The following is a 15,399-nucleotide window of genomic DNA, read 5'->3' as shown; positions in this document are numbered from 1 at the left end:
ACCCCGCCCCACCCCCTCACGCCGCCACGCGCCTGCCACCCGCCTCAACATCCCGGCACCAGCCGGGCCATGTGCCCCCGGTTGGCCAACGGGGGGCGTACGAAGCCGGGCCATGCGGCACGCACTCGCCCTCCCGGGGACGGGGTCTGCACGCCGCTGCCGACCCCTCAGGTCGCCGTCCGGGACAAGGTCTCGGTACGTGGCGGGCCATGCGGCCGTCGGTTGGTCACCGGCCGGAGGGGACGGGGTCGGAGGGGTGGGGGGTTCTGGAAGCTGCCGTATATTTGTGGGCCGCCAGGCCCGTAAATATACGTTCCAGAACCCCCCACCCCGGAGGCCCCGGCCCCGGAACCACCCACCGCACCACCGGTGCAACCCACCGCACCAGCGGCAGCCACCCGCCTCCGGAGGGCCCGCTACCGCGGAGCGGCCCCGCCGGCGAGGCGACCCGTTGCGGCGCGCGCCGCCTCCAGCAGCTCCTCCGCGTGTGCGCGCGCCAGTTGGGAGTCCTCCTGGCCCGCCAGCATGCGCGACAGCTCCCGCACCCGGTCCTCGCCCTCCATCGCCTTCACACCACTCCGCGTCACCGACCCGTCGTTCGTCTTCTCGACCACCAGGTGCCGGTCCGCGAAAGCAGCGACCTGCGGCAGGTGTGTGACGACCACGACCTGCGCGGACTTCGCGAGCCGCGCCAGCCGCCGGCCGACCTCGACCGCCGCCTTGCCGCCCACGCCCGCGTCCACCTCGTCGAACAGATACGTCGGCACCGGCTCCGACCCGGCGAAGACGACCTCCACCGCCAGCATCACCCGCGACAGCTCGCCGCCCGACGCCCCCTTGGCGATCGGCCGCGGCTGCGCCCCCGGGTGGGGGGCGAGCAGCAGCTCGACCTCGTCCACGCCCGTCGTGCCGAAGGCGACGGCCCGCCCGTCGACCTCGATCCCGCTCGCCTCATCGGTCTCGGTCTGGCGGATGTCGATGCTCACGCGCGCGTGGGGCATGGCGAGTTCCGCGAGTTCCGCCGTGACCGCGTCGGCGAATCGCTTCGCCGCCTCCCTCCGCGCGTCCGTCAACGCCTGGGCGAGGCCGGAGAGTTCGGCCCGCAGCGCGTCCCGCTCGGCCGTGAGTTCGCCGATCCTGTCGTCGTCGCCGTCAAGGTCGGCCAGCCGGGCGGCGCTCTGCTCGGACCAGGCGAGGACGCCCGCGATGTCCTCGCCGTACTTGCGCGTCAGGTGCGCCAGCGCCGCGCGCCGCTCCTCAACGGCCGCCAGCCGCAGCGGATCGGCGTCGAGGTCGTCGGCGTAGCCCGCCAGTTCCCCCGCCACATCCGAGAGCAGGATGCCGATCTCGCCGAGCCGGTCGGCCAGCGCGGCCAGCGCCGGGTCGTGGGACCGTACCGCCTCCAGGGCGCGGTGCGAGCCCGCCACCAGCGTGGCCGCGTCCACGCCCTCCAGGTCCTCCGGGTCCCCGGCGAGCGCCCGGTGCGCGGTGGTCGCGGCCGAGGCCAGCGCCTCGGCGTGGCCAAGCCGCTCCGCCTCCGCGGCGAGTTCGGTGTCCTCGCCGGGCCTGGGCTCGGCGGCGGCGATCTCGTCGAGGCCGAACCGCAGCAGGTCCGCCTCCTGGGCCCGCTCGCGCGCCCGCGTCGTCAGCTCGTCCAGTTCGGCGGCGACCGCTCGCAACCGCCGGTACGCGGCCCCGTACTTCTCCAGCGGCGCGGCCACGCCATCGCCCGCGTACCGGTCGAGGGCCTGCCGCTGCCGCGCGGGCTTCAGCAGCCCCTGCTGGTCGGTCTGGCCGTGCACCGCGACGAGGTCGTCGGCGAGTTCGCCGAGGAGCCCGACGGGTACGGACCGCCCGCCCAGGTGCGCCCTGGACCGCCCCTCCGCAGAGACCGTACGGCTGATGAGCAGCGCGCCGTCATCGAGTTCGGCGCCCGCCTCCTCCGCTCGTACCGCGGCCGCGGCGTCCGCGGGGACGGTGATCCGCCCCTCCACGACCGCAGCCTTGGAGCCCATCCGCACCAGGCCGGGGTCGGCGCGCCCGCCGAGGAGCAGGCCGAGACTGGTGACGACCATCGTCTTGCCCGCGCCGGTCTCGCCGGTCACCGCGGTGAAGCCGGGTGACAGCTCGACGACCGCATCGTCGATGACCCCGAGCGACCGTATCCGCATCTCCTCCAACACGGACACGACCTTACGAGGTTCCGAGGGTGCCGCGCGACGCCCTCCCCCGCTGGTCCTCTTACGGGGTCGGGGGCGGGTCGTCACCGCCCCTTCCCTGGGGACAGCCCCACCCCGGTCCCGGGTGATCGCTCCATGGCCGGGGCCCCGCCCGCGGACGACGCTGGATCCGTATCGATGAACAGCGAAGGCCCGGCAGGGCTACGGGGGTTGTACGGAATGGCTACAGGACTGGCCATGGCGGCGCTGCGCGCGCACCGGCCGGCATTCGTCGGGACGGCCGTCGCGGCGCTGTTCGCCGCGAGCGTCGTGAGCGCCGCGACGACGATGCTGTCCGTGACGGGCACGAAGGGCCTGTCACCGGAAGCCCGCCGGGTGATCACCGAGAACTCAGTCGACACGATGGCCGCCGTCCTGCTCATCGGCTCGGTCTACCTGACTGTCTTCGTCGTCGTCTCGACGATGGGCACGGCCGTGGCGCAGCAGCACCGTGAGTTCGCGTTGGTGCGGGCGATCGGCGCGCGGCCGCCGCAGATCCGGCGGGCCGTGGTGGCCCAGGCGGTGGCTGCCGCGCTGCCCTCGGCGGCAGCCGGCTTCGGCCTGGGGTGTGTGGTGGCGCGGCTGTGGTTCGACGACATGGCGGAGCACGGGCTGATACCCGCCGGGGTGTCCTTCCGGCTGAGCTGGGCCGGTCTGCCGGTATCCCTCGGCGTCGCGGTCGTGACGTCGGCGATCGCGGCGCAGATCGCGTCCCTGCGCTTCTCTCTCCTGCGTCCGGCGAAGGCGCTCCGGGAGGCGGCGACGGGGCGGCGCAGGCTGGGGCTGCTGCGGGCTCCGCTGGGCGTGCTGGCCGTCGCGGGCGGTGCGGTGCTGTGCGCGCTGCTCGCGCGGGAGCCGTCGGGCGAGGAGAGCGCCGCCGCGTTTCTCGTGCTGCTCCTGTTCTGCGCGGGCGTGGGGCTGCTGGGACCGCGGATCGTCGGGCCCGCGGCGTGGCTGGCGTCGGGTCCGGTCCGGCCGTTCGGCAGCAGCGCGCGGCTGGCCATGCTGAACGTACGGTCCCAGACCCGGCGTTTCTCGGCCGCCGTCGTCCCGCTCGTCCTGGTCGTCTCTTTCGGCACCACCAAGATCGCGCTGCATACGACGGCCGAGCACCGTACGGGCTCGGCGGGCAGCGCGGGTGAGGTCTGGCTGGACTACGTCGGTACGGGCCTCTACGCGTCGTTCGCCGCGATCGCCGCCGCGAACACCCTCGCGATGGTCTCCTTCGAGCGCCGCCGCGAGGTGGCCCTGCTCCGGGTGATCGGCATGCTGCCGGGCCAGTTGCGGGCGATGGCCGCGTGGGAGGCCGCGGTCGTCGCCCTCACCGCGCTGCTCCTCGGCGCCGCGATCGCCCTGGCCACCCTCGCGCCGATCCTGGGGGCCGCGTACGGCAACCCCATGCCGTACGTGCCGTGGAACGTGGCCGCGGGCGTGGCGGGCGGCACGCTGCTGCTGGCGCTGCTCGCGACGGGCCTGCCGGTGCAGTCCGCCCTGCGCGAGCGGGCCATCACCAGGATCGAGGCGGCCTGACCGGACCCGGTCCACGCGGTCCACGGCGCTGCCCCCACCCAACTCACCCGAAATCCTTCGGAGGTACGCCATGAGCACCCCTGCCCGGCGCAGCCGACGCCGTGCCTCCGCCGTCGCCCTGGCGCTCGCCACCGCTACCGTCCCCGAGCCACCGCGAAGACCACCGACGACGAGCTGTTCGCCATCCTGCGGAACATGATCGAGCCGCTCCACGACGCCCACACCAACCTGGTCGCGGGCCCCGGCAAGGTGTACGCGGGCCATCGGCAGGACACGGAACTCCCGACGCCCGAGAACATCGCGAGGATCGACAAAGCGACAGCCGAGAGCGTCGGGGTCACCCAGCGCCGCTGGGGCCGGGGCGCGCTCGCCTACGCCGATCTCCCCGGCCGCATCGGCAACCTCCGGATCACCCGCTTCTCGGACTTCACCGAAAAGGGCGACTACGCGAGCGACCTCACCGAACTCGACCGGGCGCTCGACGCCGTCTTCACCAAGGACCGTATGGAGGGGGCGGGTGCTCTGCGGGGGCTCGTCATCGATCTGCGCTTCAACGGTGGCGGCGCCGACCCGCTCGGCCTGCGGATCGCCTCCCGGCTGACCGGGCGCGCGTACACCGCGTACGTCAAGCACGCGCGCAACGACCCCGACGACCCGGGGAAGTTCACCGAGGGGCAGCCGATACGGGTGCGCCCGTACGGCGGTGGGCCGGTCTTCACCGGGCCGGTGGCGGTCCTGACCGGACGGCTCACGATCAGCGCGGGCGAAACCTTCGCCCAGGCCCTGATGGGCCGCACCCCCGCGCCCACCCGGATCGGCGAGAACACCCAGGGCGCCTTCTCCGACACCCTCGAGCGCACACTGCCGAACGGCTGGTCGTTCTCCCTGCCCAACGAGGAGTTCCTGACGGCGGGCGGCGGGGGCGGCGAGGATGGCGGGGACGGCACGACCTTCGACGGCGCGGGCATCCCGCCGGACATCCGCACGCCGGTGTTCACCGACGAGGAGTTCGCCGCCCACCGCGACTCGGCCCTCACCCGTGCCCGCGCACTCCTCACCGAGGAGCGGACACGACGGGACTGGAGCCTGCCCTGCGGCCCCGCCCGGACGGCACCTAGTGCGGCGCCCCGCGCCAGCCCGCCACCGGCAGCGCGAACTTCGCGACGAGCCGGTCCGTGAACGACGCGTGGTGCAGGCGCGCGAGCCGCACCGGTACGGCACCGCGCCGCACCTCCACGCGCGCGCCCGCGGGCAGTTCGATCGTGCGCCGCCCGTCGCACCACAGCACGCCGTGCGGAGTCTGCGGCTGCACCTCCACCGCGAGCACCGAATCCGGCGCGGTGACCAGCGGCTTCGCAAAGAGTGCATGGGCACTGATCGGGACCATGAGCAGCGCCTCGACCTCCGGCCAGACGACAGGCCCACCGGCCGAGAAGGCGTACGCGGTGGAGCCCGTCGGCGTGGCGCAGACGACGCCGTCGCCGCCGAAGCGCGAGACCGGCCGCCCGTCGACCTCCGTCACGACCTCCAGCAGCCGCTCGCGCGCGGCCTTCTCCACCGAGGCCTCGTTGAGCGCCCAGTCGCGGTGCACGATCTGGCCGTTGTTGCGCACCAGCACGTCGAGGGTCATGCGCTCCTCGACCTCGTACGAGCGCGTGACGACCCGGTCGACCACCTTGTCGAGGTCGTCGCGCTCGGCCTCGGCGAGGAAGCCGACCCGGCCGAGGTTGACGCCGAGCATCGGTACACCCGAGCTCCGCGCGAGCTCGGCGCCGCGCAGCAGCGTCCCGTCACCGCCCAGCACCACCAGCAGCTCGCTGCCGTCGAGCACGTCCTCCGAGTGCACGACCTGGTCGACCTGGGCGGGCAGCGGCAGGTCCGCCGCCTCCTCCGCCAGCACCCGTACGCCGATTCCGCAGCGCAGCAGGCCCTGCACCACCAGCTCGGCGCTGCGGATGGCGGCCGGCCTGCCGGTGTGGGCGAGCAGGAACACGGTCCGTGCAGTCGTCGTCATCGTCAACGTGGCCCCTCCGCCACTGCTCGGTCAACGGCCTCCGGGTCGAGAGCGGGCGCCCCGGCGCGCAGCCAAAGGAAGTACTCGACATTACCGGACGGACCCGGCAAGGGACTCGCGGTGACGCCGAGCACTCCGAGGCCAAGACCGGCCGCCCGTCCGGCGACGGTCCGTACGGCCTCGGCGCGCAGCTCGGGGCTGCGCACCACGCCGCCGCTGCCGAGCCGGTCCTTGCCCACCTCGAACTGCGGTTTCACCATCAGCACGAAGTCGGCGTCCGGCGCGGCGCAGCGCACCATCGCGGGCAGCACGAGACCGAGCGGGATGAAGGAAAGATCACCCACGATCAGGTCCACCGGCTTCCCGTCGATCAGTTCAAGCGTCAACTCGCGTACGTTCGTACGGTCCTTGACGGTCACGCGTTCATCATTCCGCAGAGACCAGGCGAGCTGGCCGTAGCCGACGTCCACGGCGACGACGTGGTCCGCGCCCGCCCGCAGCAGCACATCGGTGAAGCCACCTGTCGACGCGCCCGCGTCGAGCGCGCGCCGGCCCTCGGTCTTCAGCCCGAGCGGGGTGAAGGCGGCGAGCGCGCCCGCGAGCTTGTGTCCGCCGCGGGAGACGTACTCCGGGTCGCTGTCGTCCTTGGTCACGACGACCGCCGCGCTGGTCTCCACCTGGGTGGCGGCCTTGGTGGCGGTGGTGCCGCCGACGGTCACCCGGCCCGCGGCGATGAGCTGGCTCGCGTGCTCCCGCGAGCGGGCCAGCTTGCGGCGCACCAGCTCCGCATCGAGTCGGCGTCGTGCCACGTGCGGTTCAGCTCCTGTTGTCGTACGGCCCGGGTGCGGGTCCCGAGGGGGCGGGGGGCGGCGGGCCTGGACGGGCGTCGAGCGCGGTGAGGGCGTCGCGCAGGCCCCGGTGCACATCCTCGTACACCTCGATGTGGCCGTCGGGGGGAAGGTGGTCGGCGTCGGCCAGCCGGTCGAGCTGGGCGTCCACCTCGGCGTTCCCGGTGGGCGTACGCGGGATTCCGAGGGGCGCGGGTCCGGCGTCCGACTCGTGCACGGTCTCCTGGGCGGCGTCCCCGGCAACGTCCACTGCTGCGTCCACGGATGCTTCCTGCTCGACGTCGGCCCCGGGCCCGCCTTCGTGCCAGGCCCCCGCCACCCGCTCCGGCTCCCGGTCCTGCTCAGCACCGGGCATCGACTCGTTCATGGCCCCGACGCTACCCCGAACCGCGCCGTCCTCGGGGAACGAGGCTCTGGGGTACCGTCGAGCACGATGAAGACGATCGAGGAGTGCCGGCTGGCGCTCGACCGGCTTTCGGAGAATCTCGCACAGGCGGACGGGGACCTGCGCAGCGCCGCCGCGCTGGACCGCTCGCTGAGCTGCCGCATCACCGACCTGGACATCACGTTCGTCGGCCGCCTCGCGCAGAGCCGGATCAAGGACGTGACGACCGTGCCGGGGCCGCCGCCGGAGCGTGCCCAGATCCGGCTGACGATGGCCAGCGACGACCTGGTGGCCATGGTCGACGGGCAGCTGAACTTCGCGAAGGCGTGGGGCACCGGCCGGATCAAGCTCGAGGCCGGGCTCCTGGATCTGCTGCGGCTGCGCTCGCTGCTGTAACCCCGGCCGTAACCCCAGCCGTGCCGGTGACCGTACGCGCGCCCCGGCCCTCCCCGCCCCCACCCGTACGGCGCTCGCGCGCGGCGGGCACGACGAGCGGGGTCCCGGTCTCCGGGTCGTCGATCACCTGACAGCGCAGCCCGAAGACCTGCTCGACCAGCTCAGCGGTGACGATCTCCCCCGGCGCTCCCTCGGCGACGACCTCCCCGCCACGCATAGCGATCAGATGGGTGGCATAGCGCGCCGCGTGGTTGAGGTCGTGGAGGACCGCGACGAGGGTACGGCTCTGCTCCTCGTGCAGCTGGGCGCAGAGGTCGAGCACGTCGATCTGGTGCTGGATGTCGAGGTACGTGGTCGGCTCGTCGAGCAGCAGCAGCGGGGTCTGCTGGGCGATGGCCATGGCGATCCACACCCGCTGGCGCTGCCCGCCGGACAACTCGTCGACATAGCGATCCGCGAGCTCCGCCACGCCCGTCGCCGCCATCGATTCATCGACGATCCGCTCGTCCTGCGCCGACCACTGCCGCAGCAGTCCCTGGTGCGGGTAGCGGCCGCGCGCGACGAGGTCGGCGACCGTGATCCCGTCCGGGGCGATCGAGGACTGGGGCAGCAGCCCGAGCGTGCGCGCGACCTTCTTCGCAGGCAGCGAGCCGATCGCCTGCCCGTCGAGCAGCACGGAGCCCGCCATGGGCCTGAGCATGCGCGACAGAGCGCGCAACAGGGTCGACTTGCCGCAGGCGTTCGGCCCGACGATGACCGTGAAGGAGTGGTCCGGGATCGATACGGACAGGTCCTCGGCGACGGTGCGCCGGTCGTAGGCGAGCGTGACGGATTCGGCCGAGAGGCGGTTCGAGGGGGGCAAGGTCAAGGGATCTCTCCTGGCGGTTGTTCTGTCGGGCCCTGGCGGTTGTTCTGTCGGGCGTGCCGGGCCTCGTATGTCCTCATATCCGGCCCGCCCTGCGCTCGGTCACCAGCAGCCACAGCAGGTAGCCGCCGCCCAGGACGCCCGTCAGCACGCCGACCGGCAGCTGGTCGGCCCCGAAGACCCGTTGCGACGTCCAGTCGGCGGTGATCAGCAGGGCCCCGCCCATGCAGGCGGCGGGCAGCAGGTTCGGCCCCGGCGAGCGGGTGAGCCGCCTGGCGAGCTGCGGCGCGGTCAGGGCCACGAAGGCGATGGGCCCTGCCGCGGCGGTCGCGGCCGCGGTGAGCAGCACGGCGGCCAGCGTCAGCAGAAGCCGGGTGCGCTCGACCCGCACCCCCAGCGCGTACGCCGAGTCGTCACCCATCTCGAGGGTGCGCAGCGCGCGCCCCTGCCCGAGCACCAGCGGTACGAGTACGGCGCACGCGCCCATCAGCGGCCAGACCTGCGCCCAGTCGCGTCCGTTGAGCGATCCGGTGATCCAGACCACGGCCCGTGCGGCGTCCACCAGATCCGCCTCGGTCAGCAGATAGCCGTTGACGGCGGTGAGCATCGCTGCCGCCCCGATGCCGACCAGCACGAGCCGGTACCCGTGGATGCCCCGCCGCCAGGCCAGCAGATAGACCGCGAGCCCCGTGAGCAGGCCGCCGCCGACGGCACCGGCCGCCACCGCGTACGTACTGCCCTTGAGGAACACGATGACGATGAGCGCCCCGGCGGCCGAGCCGTAACCGAAGCCGATGACGTCCGGACTGCCCAGCGGATTGCGGGAGATGCTCTGGAAGACGGCTCCGGCGAGGCCGAGCGCGACGCCGACGAGCAGGCCGACGAGGACGCGCGGCAGGCGCAGGTCGTTGACGATGAAGTCCTGTGCCGGGGTGCCGTTGCCGGTGAGCGTACGGAGGACGTCGGCCGGCGCGAGCGGGAAGTCGCCGGTGCCGATGAGCACCACGCCCATGACGAGGGCGAGGGCCGCGAGCAGCAGCCCTGCGGCCGTCCCGCGGACGTCGACGCGGACGGACAGCCCGCCACGGGTGCGCAGCGCCTTCACAGTCCGCGCCTTCACAGTCCGCGCCTTCACTGTCCGCGTCTTCACAGTCCGCGCCTCCGTAGCCCGTGTCCTCACGGTCCGGGCCTTCACAGCTGGGCCATCCTTCGGCGGCGTACGAGGTAGATGAAGACCGGGCCGCCGATCAGCGTGGTGACGATGCCGACCTGCAGTTCCGCGGGCCGGGCGACGACCCGCCCGACGACGTCCGCGCCCAGCAGCAGTACGGGCGAGAGCACCGCCGCGTACGGCAGGATCCACCGCAGATCGGGCCCGGTCAGGGCGCGCACGAGGTGCGGCACCATCAGCCCCACGAAGACGATGGGCCCGCAGGCGGCCGTCGCGCCGCCGCACAGCAGGGTGAGGGCGGCCATGGCGAGCACCCGGGTCCTGGTGAGGTGTGCGCCGAGGGCGCGGGCGGTGTCGTCGCCGAGGGCGATGGCGTTCAGCGGGCGCGCGAGGGAGAGCGCGAGCAGCGTCCCGGCGGCGAGGAACGGCAGCACCTGCCCGACGACCGACGCGTTCGCGGAGGCCAGCGAACCGACCGTCCAGAAGCGCATCTTGTCGAGCGCGGCCGTGTCCAGCAGCTGGACGGCGTAGAGGTAGCCGAAGAGGGCGGCGGTCATCGCCTGGCCCGCCAGCGCGAGGCGGACCGGAGTCGCGCTGCGGCTGCCACCGAGCACGTACACCACGGTCGATACCACGGCGGCGCCGAGGAAGGCGAACCAGACGTATGCGGTGAGGGATGTGACGCCGAGAAAGCTGATGGCGGAGACGACGGCGGCGGAGGCGCCCGCGTTCACACCGAGCAGCCCCGGGTCGGCGAGCGGGTTGCGGGTGAGCGCCTGCATCACCGCGCCCGCCAGGCCGAGGCCGGTGCCGACGAGCAGCCCGAGCAGGGTGCGCGGCAGCCGTACGTCCCTGATGACGACGTCCGTGTCGCTGCCGCTGTAGTGGAACAGCCCGTGCCACACCTGGTCGGGCGGTATCTGCTTGGCTCCAACGGCGATGCTCGCGGCCGCGACCAGCAGCAGGACTCCGGCGGCAGCGAGCAGCCCGAGGGCGCGCGCCGCGCGGCGGCGCCGGGGGGCGGCCACGAGCTGTCTCTCTTCGCGTTCGGGAGGGCTGTCGACCAACACGAGGTTAGGTTAGCCTGCCCTCACCAATCAGCAGGGATCGGCCCCTCCGGTGACTCGCTGACAGACCACCGCCACCTCAGCGCAACGGGGAACTTCAGCGGAACTGCAGCGGAACCTCACCCGCAGCTCAATAACCCAGCCGCGCCAGCGACTTGCCGGTGTCCACTCCCCCGGCACCCTCGCCCGCCTCCGTCCACACCGCGGCGCACAGCGCCCGCAACCCGTCGACCGGGTCGCCCTCCCCGTCGAGCGCCGCCTCCCCGTCCCGTACGGACGCGGTCCAGCCGCCGCACACGAAACTGCCCCGACCGTCCACACCGCCCCTCTCCGCCTCCACGACGCCCGGCTGCCCGGCCAGCAGCCCGCGCAGATCGGCCGCCACGTACGTCGGCCGGTGCCGCGGCGGCGCGGCCAGCAGCTGCGCCGCATCCGTCACCCCGGTCAGGACGAGCAGCGAATCGACCCCGCCCACATACGCGCCCTCGATGTCGGTGTCCAGCCGGTCCCCGACGACCAGCGGCCGGACGGCACCCGTCCGCAGAATCGTCTCGCGGTGCATCGGCGGCAGCGGCTTGCCCGCCACCTGCGGCTCGCCGCCGGTCACGAGCCGTACGACCTCCACCGCGGCGCCGTTGCCCGGGGCGATCCCCCGCGCACTCGGAATCGTCAGGTCCAGGTTCGAAGCGAACCACGGCACTCCCCGCGCCACCGCGTAACAGGCCTCCGCGAAGCGCCCCCACGGCAGCTCAGGACCGCCGTAGCCCTGGACCACGGCTGCCGGATCGTCGTCCGCAGACCCCACCGGCTCCAGTCCGCGCTCCCGCAGCGCGCCCCTCAGTCCCTCACCGCCGATCACCAACACCCTGGCCCCCGCCGGAACTTGCTCCGCGATGAGCCGCGCCACCGCCTGCGCGGACGTGATCACATCACCCGGCTCCGCGGGCACCCCGAGGCTCGTCAGATGCTCGGCGACCGCCCGCGGCGTACGGGACGCGTTGTTCGTCACGTACGCGAGGTGCATCCCGCCGGAGCGCGCCGCCTCCAGCGACTCGACCGCGTGCGCGATGGCCCCGCCCCCGGCATAGACCACGCCGTCCAGATCGAGCAGCGCCGTGTCGTACGCCTCGCTCAGCGGCCGCTCACTCGCATCCGTACGAGTCCGGATCCGGGGCTGTTGGCTCATTCTTCTCGCTCCTCACTTGCTGCTCTCCCGATCATCCCGCATCGTCGCAGGCCGCATAGCATGCACTAATGAGCACACCTGGGCCTGCCCGCGAGGGCTTGCGCCTGTCGCCCTTCCGCGGACTGCGCTACGTCCCGGACCGGGTCGGCAGCCTCGCCGCCGTGACCTCTCCGCCGTACGACGTCGTGATCCGGCCGGACGGCCTGCGCCACCTCGAGACCGCAGACCCCCACAACATCGTGCGGCTCATCCTGCCCCAGGCCGCGGGCTTCGCAAGCCGTCACAGGAAGGCCGCCGAGACGCTGCGCCACTGGCAGGCCGAGGGCGTGCTCGCCGCGGACCCGGAACCGGCCCTCTACGTCTACGAGCAGCGCAGCGGTGACCTGCTTCAGCGCGGGCTCATCGGCGCCCTGCGGCTCAGCCCTCCCGAGGAGGGCATCGTCCTTCCCCACGAGGACGTCATGCCGGAGATCGTCGAGGACCGCGCGGCCCTGATGCGCGAGACGGCGGCCAACCTCGAGCCGCTGCTGCTCACATACCGCGGGAACGGGAAGGGGAACGGGGCGGATGGCGGGGCGAGCGGTGGCGCGGGCGGCGGAGCGACCGCCGTGATCGAGCGGGCCGTTCAACGGTCACCCCTGCTGTCCACGACCACGGAGGACGGCGTGAGCCACCGGCTGTGGGCCGTGACCGACTCCGCCGACCTCGCTGAGGCGGACGCGGATCTCTCCGGTCACCAGGCCCTCATCGCGGACGGCCACCACCGCTGGGCCACGTATCTGCGGCTCCGCGCCGAGCACGCGGGACCGGGCCCCTGGGACTCGGGCCTGGTCCTCCTCGTCGACACGGCCCGCTACCCGCTGCGCGTCCGCGCGATCCACCGGCTGCTCCACCGGCTGCCGGTCACCGACGCCGTCGCGGCCCTCGAAGGCTCCTTCCGCGTACGGAAGGTGGACGGTCCCCTCCCGCGGGCGCTCGACAGCCTCGCTGCCGCCTCGGAGGCATCGGGGGCGCCGAGGACCGGCGGCAACGCGTATCTGCTGGCAGGCGACGGCGGCTTCCACCTGGTCGACCGCCCGGACCCCGGCCTCCTCGCCCGTACGGTCCCGGCGGGCCCGCCGGAGGCCTGGCGCACTCTCGACGCGACCGTCCTGCACACGACGTTGCTCGAGCATGTGTGGCAGGTCCCGGACAGCCCCGACCACATCCTCTACATCCACGACGTCGCCGCCGCCGTCGAACAGGCGGAGCGGCGCGGGGGAACAGCAGTCCTGATGCATCCGGTCCGCGAGGAGGTCGTCCGCGAACTCGCCCAGCAGGGCGTGACGATGCCGCGCAAGTCCACATCCTTCGGCCCCAAACCGGCCACGGGCCTGGTGCTGCGCAGCCTCGAACTCGGCTGAAGACAGACCTGAAATTCAGTCCTCGTCGGGTTGCGACTGATCGGCCTGTTCGGGCTGGTCTGGCTGGTCCGCGCCGCCCTGCTGCGCCTGTGCCTCTTCGGCCCCCTCGTCGGCCGCCTCCGGGTCGAACGCGTCCGTGAACTCCACGCCGTCGAGCTCGGCGAGCCGGTCCGAGGCGTCCGTGGTCCCGCCCTGATCGGCTTCCAGAGCCTTGGCGAACCACTCCCGCGCCTCGTCCTCCCTGCCCACGGCGAGCAGCGCATCGGCGTACGCGTAACGCAGCCGCGCGGTCCACGGCTGGACGGACGTCGACGCCAACTCGGAGCTCTGCAGCGTCACGACGGCGGCCTCGGCCTGGCCCATGTCGCGCCTGGCGCCGGCCACGACGAGCCGCATCTCCACCTGACCCGCGCGGTCCAGCTTCTGCACCTCGGGCTCACCGGCCATGGCGAGCGCCCGCTCGGGCCGCCCCATGCCGCGCTCGCAGTCGGCCATCACCGGCCACAGCTCGACGGACCCAGTCATACGGCGAGCGGCGCGGAACTCGGCGAGTGCCTCGGCGTACTTCCCCGTGGCGTACGAGGCGAAGCCGGCGGCCTCACGCACGGCGGCGACGCGCGAGGCGAGCCGCAGCGCCACGCGCGAATAGGCGTAGGCCTGCTCCGGCTCGTCGTCGAGCAGCTTGGCGACCATGACCAGGTTCCTGGCGACGTCATCCGCCAGCGTCTTCGGCAGGCTCATCAGCTCCTGCCGCACAGCCTTGTCGACCTCGTTGCCCGTCACGTCCTCGGGAATCGGAAGCCGCTTGATCGGCTCGCGGTCACGGTCGCGGTCCCGCTCGCCGCGGGGACGGTCGTCACGGCGCGCGTATCCGCCCGAGCGATCGTCTCGACGGCCGAAGCGCTTGTCTCCCCGGTCGGAACCCCGCTCGGGGCGCCCGCGGCCGCCACCCTGCCCGTACGGGCGGCGGGGCCCGCGCTCGTCGCGTCCACGGAAGCCACCGCGCTCGTCATCACGGCGCGGCCCACGGGGCCGCTCGTCCCGGCCCCGCTCACGGTCGTCGTCGCGACGGGGCCCACGGGGCCGCTCGCGGTCCCGATCCCGGTCGCGGTCGCGGTCCCGGTCGTCCCGGCGGTACGAGGGCCTGTCGTCCCGTCCCCGGAAGCCGCCGCCGCGCTCGTCATCACGCCGCGGCCCAGGCCCCCGGTCGTCCCGCCGGAACCCGCCACGATCACGATCGTCCCGATCCCGCCGGAACCCGCCACGATCACGATCATCCCGATCCCGCCGGAACTCCCCACGGCCGCGGTCATCCTGATCCCGCCGGAACCCGGAACGCTCACGCTCATCCCGGTCTCTACGGAACCCGCCACGATCACGATCATCCCGATCCCGCCGGAACTCCCCACGGTCACGGTCATCCCGGTCCCGCCGGAACCCGCCACGATCACGATCATCCCGATCCCGCCGGAACTCCCCACGGCCGCGGTCATCCCGGTCCCGCCGGAACCCGCCACGATCACGATCATCCCGATCCCGCCGGAACTCCCCACGGCCGCGGTCATCCCGGTCCCGCCGGAACCCGGAACGCTCACGCTCATCCCGGTCTCTACGGAACCCGCCACGGTCACGGTCGTCGTCGCGACGCGGCCCACGGGGCCGCTCATCGCGTCCGCGGGAACTCCCACGGTCGCGGCCTCCATCGCGGTCACGGTCACGGTCCCGACGCGGCTCTGAGCCGCGGAAGTCCCGCCGGTCACCGCCGTCTTGGCGCCTCGGCCGGCGCTCTGAGCGTCCGGGCCGATCCTCGGGCGAGTTGGTGGACATCGACGTGACTCCTGTCTTGCGCTACCGCATTCATTCTCGCGCACCCGGCGGGCCGATGCGCCTCGACAAAAAACAAAAAGGACCCTTGGTCCCAGCTGCACGCTGGGACCAAGGGTCCTCCAAAGATTGTTCGGCGGCGTCCTACTCTCCCACAGGGTCCCCCCTGCAGTACCATCGGCGCTGAAAGGCTTAGCTTCCGGGTTCGAAATGTAACCGGGCGTTTCCCTAACGCTATGACCACCGAAACCCTAGTCGCCATTCCGCAGAAACCGGAAATTCTTGGCGAGGGCAGCGAACAAGCACACTCTTCAATTGAGATATTTGCGATTCAACCGGAGCGACTGTTCGCAGTCCGGGAACCACACAGTGAACGCGAGCATCTGAGGACAAGCCCTCGGCCTATTAGTACCAGTCAACTCCACCCGTTACCAGGCTTCCATATCTGGCCTATCAACCCAGTCGTCTCCTGGGAGCCTTAACCCCTCAAC

Annotated in this window: 14 protein-coding genes and 2 rRNA genes; 4 read left to right on the top strand and 12 right to left on the bottom strand. The window is 72.7% G+C overall.

Annotation, left to right across the window (positions count from 1 at the left end; genetic code table 11):
- Window positions 1–416 precede the first annotated feature (416 nt).
- Complete coding sequence (gene recN / locus ACTWP8_RS37710; RefSeq protein WP_443326564.1) at window positions 417–2,171, bottom strand: DNA repair protein RecN; 1,755 nt, start codon at window positions 2,169–2,171, stop codon at window positions 417–419.
- A gap of 228 nt (window positions 2,172–2,399) precedes the next feature.
- Between recN and ACTWP8_RS37705 the strand changes: the two genes are divergently transcribed.
- Both ACTWP8_RS37705 and ACTWP8_RS37700 read left to right on the top strand, forming a co-directional pair.
- A complete protein-coding gene (locus ACTWP8_RS37705; protein WP_443326562.1) occupies window positions 2,400–3,749 on the top strand; it encodes an FtsX-like permease family protein in 1,350 nt (449 codons plus the stop codon).
- 195 nt (window positions 3,750–3,944) lie between these two features.
- On the top strand, window positions 3,945–4,928 hold the full coding sequence (locus tag ACTWP8_RS37700) for a S41 family peptidase (protein ID WP_443326561.1): 984 nt from the start codon (window positions 3,945–3,947) through the stop codon (window positions 4,926–4,928).
- On the opposite strand, the gene ACTWP8_RS37695 is transcribed toward ACTWP8_RS37700, so the two are convergent.
- The 3 genes from ACTWP8_RS37695 to ACTWP8_RS37685 are packed head-to-tail and all read right to left on the bottom strand — an operon-like array spanning window position 4,864 to window position 6,978.
- Window positions 4,864–5,763 carry an NAD kinase gene (locus ACTWP8_RS37695; RefSeq protein ID WP_443318757.1) on the bottom strand — a complete coding sequence of 300 codons (900 nt, stop codon included), beginning with the start codon at window positions 5,761–5,763 and terminating at the stop codon, window positions 4,864–4,866. The genes ACTWP8_RS37700 and ACTWP8_RS37695 overlap by 65 nt on opposite strands.
- A gap of 2 nt (window positions 5,764–5,765) precedes the next feature.
- Entirely contained in the window at window positions 5,766–6,572 is an 807-nt protein-coding gene (locus tag ACTWP8_RS37690; RefSeq protein ID WP_443326560.1) for a TlyA family RNA methyltransferase, read from the bottom strand.
- 7 nt (window positions 6,573–6,579) lie between these two features.
- Window positions 6,580–6,978 (bottom strand): hypothetical protein, encoded by a 399-nt coding sequence (locus tag ACTWP8_RS37685; protein ID WP_443326559.1) that lies wholly within the window; start codon window positions 6,976–6,978, stop codon window positions 6,580–6,582.
- Window positions 6,979–7,044: 66 nt separating this feature from the next.
- Between ACTWP8_RS37685 and ACTWP8_RS37680 the strand changes: the two genes are divergently transcribed.
- Window positions 7,045–7,392, top strand: a complete 348-nt coding sequence (locus tag ACTWP8_RS37680; protein WP_443326558.1) for a sterol-binding protein — start codon at window positions 7,045–7,047, stop codon at window positions 7,390–7,392.
- Here ACTWP8_RS37680 and ACTWP8_RS37675 read toward each other — a convergent pair.
- The 4 genes from ACTWP8_RS37675 to ACTWP8_RS37660 all read right to left on the bottom strand — a co-directional run bounded on the left by ACTWP8_RS37675 (window position 7,340) and on the right by ACTWP8_RS37660 (window position 11,681).
- Entirely contained in the window at window positions 7,340–8,260 is a 921-nt protein-coding gene (locus ACTWP8_RS37675) for an ABC transporter ATP-binding protein (protein ID WP_443326557.1), read from the bottom strand. The genes ACTWP8_RS37680 and ACTWP8_RS37675 overlap by 53 nt on opposite strands.
- Window positions 8,261–8,333: 73 nt before the next feature.
- A complete protein-coding gene (locus tag ACTWP8_RS37670; protein ID WP_443326556.1) occupies window positions 8,334–9,407 on the bottom strand; it encodes a FecCD family ABC transporter permease in 1,074 nt (357 codons plus the stop codon).
- A gap of 41 nt (window positions 9,408–9,448) precedes the next feature.
- Window positions 9,449–10,498 carry a FecCD family ABC transporter permease gene (locus ACTWP8_RS37665; RefSeq protein ID WP_443326555.1) on the bottom strand — a complete coding sequence of 350 codons (1,050 nt, stop codon included), beginning with the start codon at window positions 10,496–10,498 and terminating at the stop codon, window positions 9,449–9,451.
- A gap of 127 nt (window positions 10,499–10,625) precedes the next feature.
- A complete protein-coding gene (locus tag ACTWP8_RS37660; RefSeq protein ID WP_443326554.1) occupies window positions 10,626–11,681 on the bottom strand; it encodes an HAD hydrolase-like protein in 1,056 nt (351 codons plus the stop codon).
- A gap of 68 nt (window positions 11,682–11,749) precedes the next feature.
- On the opposite strand from ACTWP8_RS37660, the gene ACTWP8_RS37655 reads away from it, so the two are divergent.
- Complete coding sequence (locus tag ACTWP8_RS37655) at window positions 11,750–13,084, top strand: DUF1015 family protein (RefSeq protein WP_443326553.1); 1,335 nt, start codon at window positions 11,750–11,752, stop codon at window positions 13,082–13,084.
- A gap of 15 nt (window positions 13,085–13,099) precedes the next feature.
- On the opposite strand, the gene ACTWP8_RS37650 is transcribed toward ACTWP8_RS37655, so the two are convergent.
- From ACTWP8_RS37650 to ACTWP8_RS37635, 4 genes are all read right to left on the bottom strand, one after another.
- On the bottom strand, window positions 13,100–13,825 hold the full coding sequence (locus ACTWP8_RS37650; protein WP_443326563.1) for a hypothetical protein: 726 nt from the start codon (window positions 13,823–13,825) through the stop codon (window positions 13,100–13,102).
- Between the two features lie 38 nt (window positions 13,826–13,863).
- On the bottom strand, window positions 13,864–14,802 hold the full coding sequence (locus tag ACTWP8_RS37645; RefSeq protein WP_443326552.1) for a hypothetical protein: 939 nt from the start codon (window positions 14,800–14,802) through the stop codon (window positions 13,864–13,866).
- A gap of 237 nt (window positions 14,803–15,039) precedes the next feature.
- Window positions 15,040–15,156, bottom strand: a 5S ribosomal RNA gene (gene rrf / locus ACTWP8_RS37640).
- A 137-nt stretch (window positions 15,157–15,293) separates the two neighbouring features.
- Window positions 15,294–15,399: ribosomal RNA gene (locus ACTWP8_RS37635) — 23S ribosomal RNA — on the bottom strand; the annotation flags it as partial.

The sequence above is a fragment of the Streptomyces sp. 7N604 genome, from assembly GCF_052245475.1.
Classification (GTDB): Bacteria; Actinomycetota; Actinomycetes; order Streptomycetales; family Streptomycetaceae; genus Streptomyces.
This window is presented reverse-complemented; position numbering and strand designations above follow the sequence as displayed.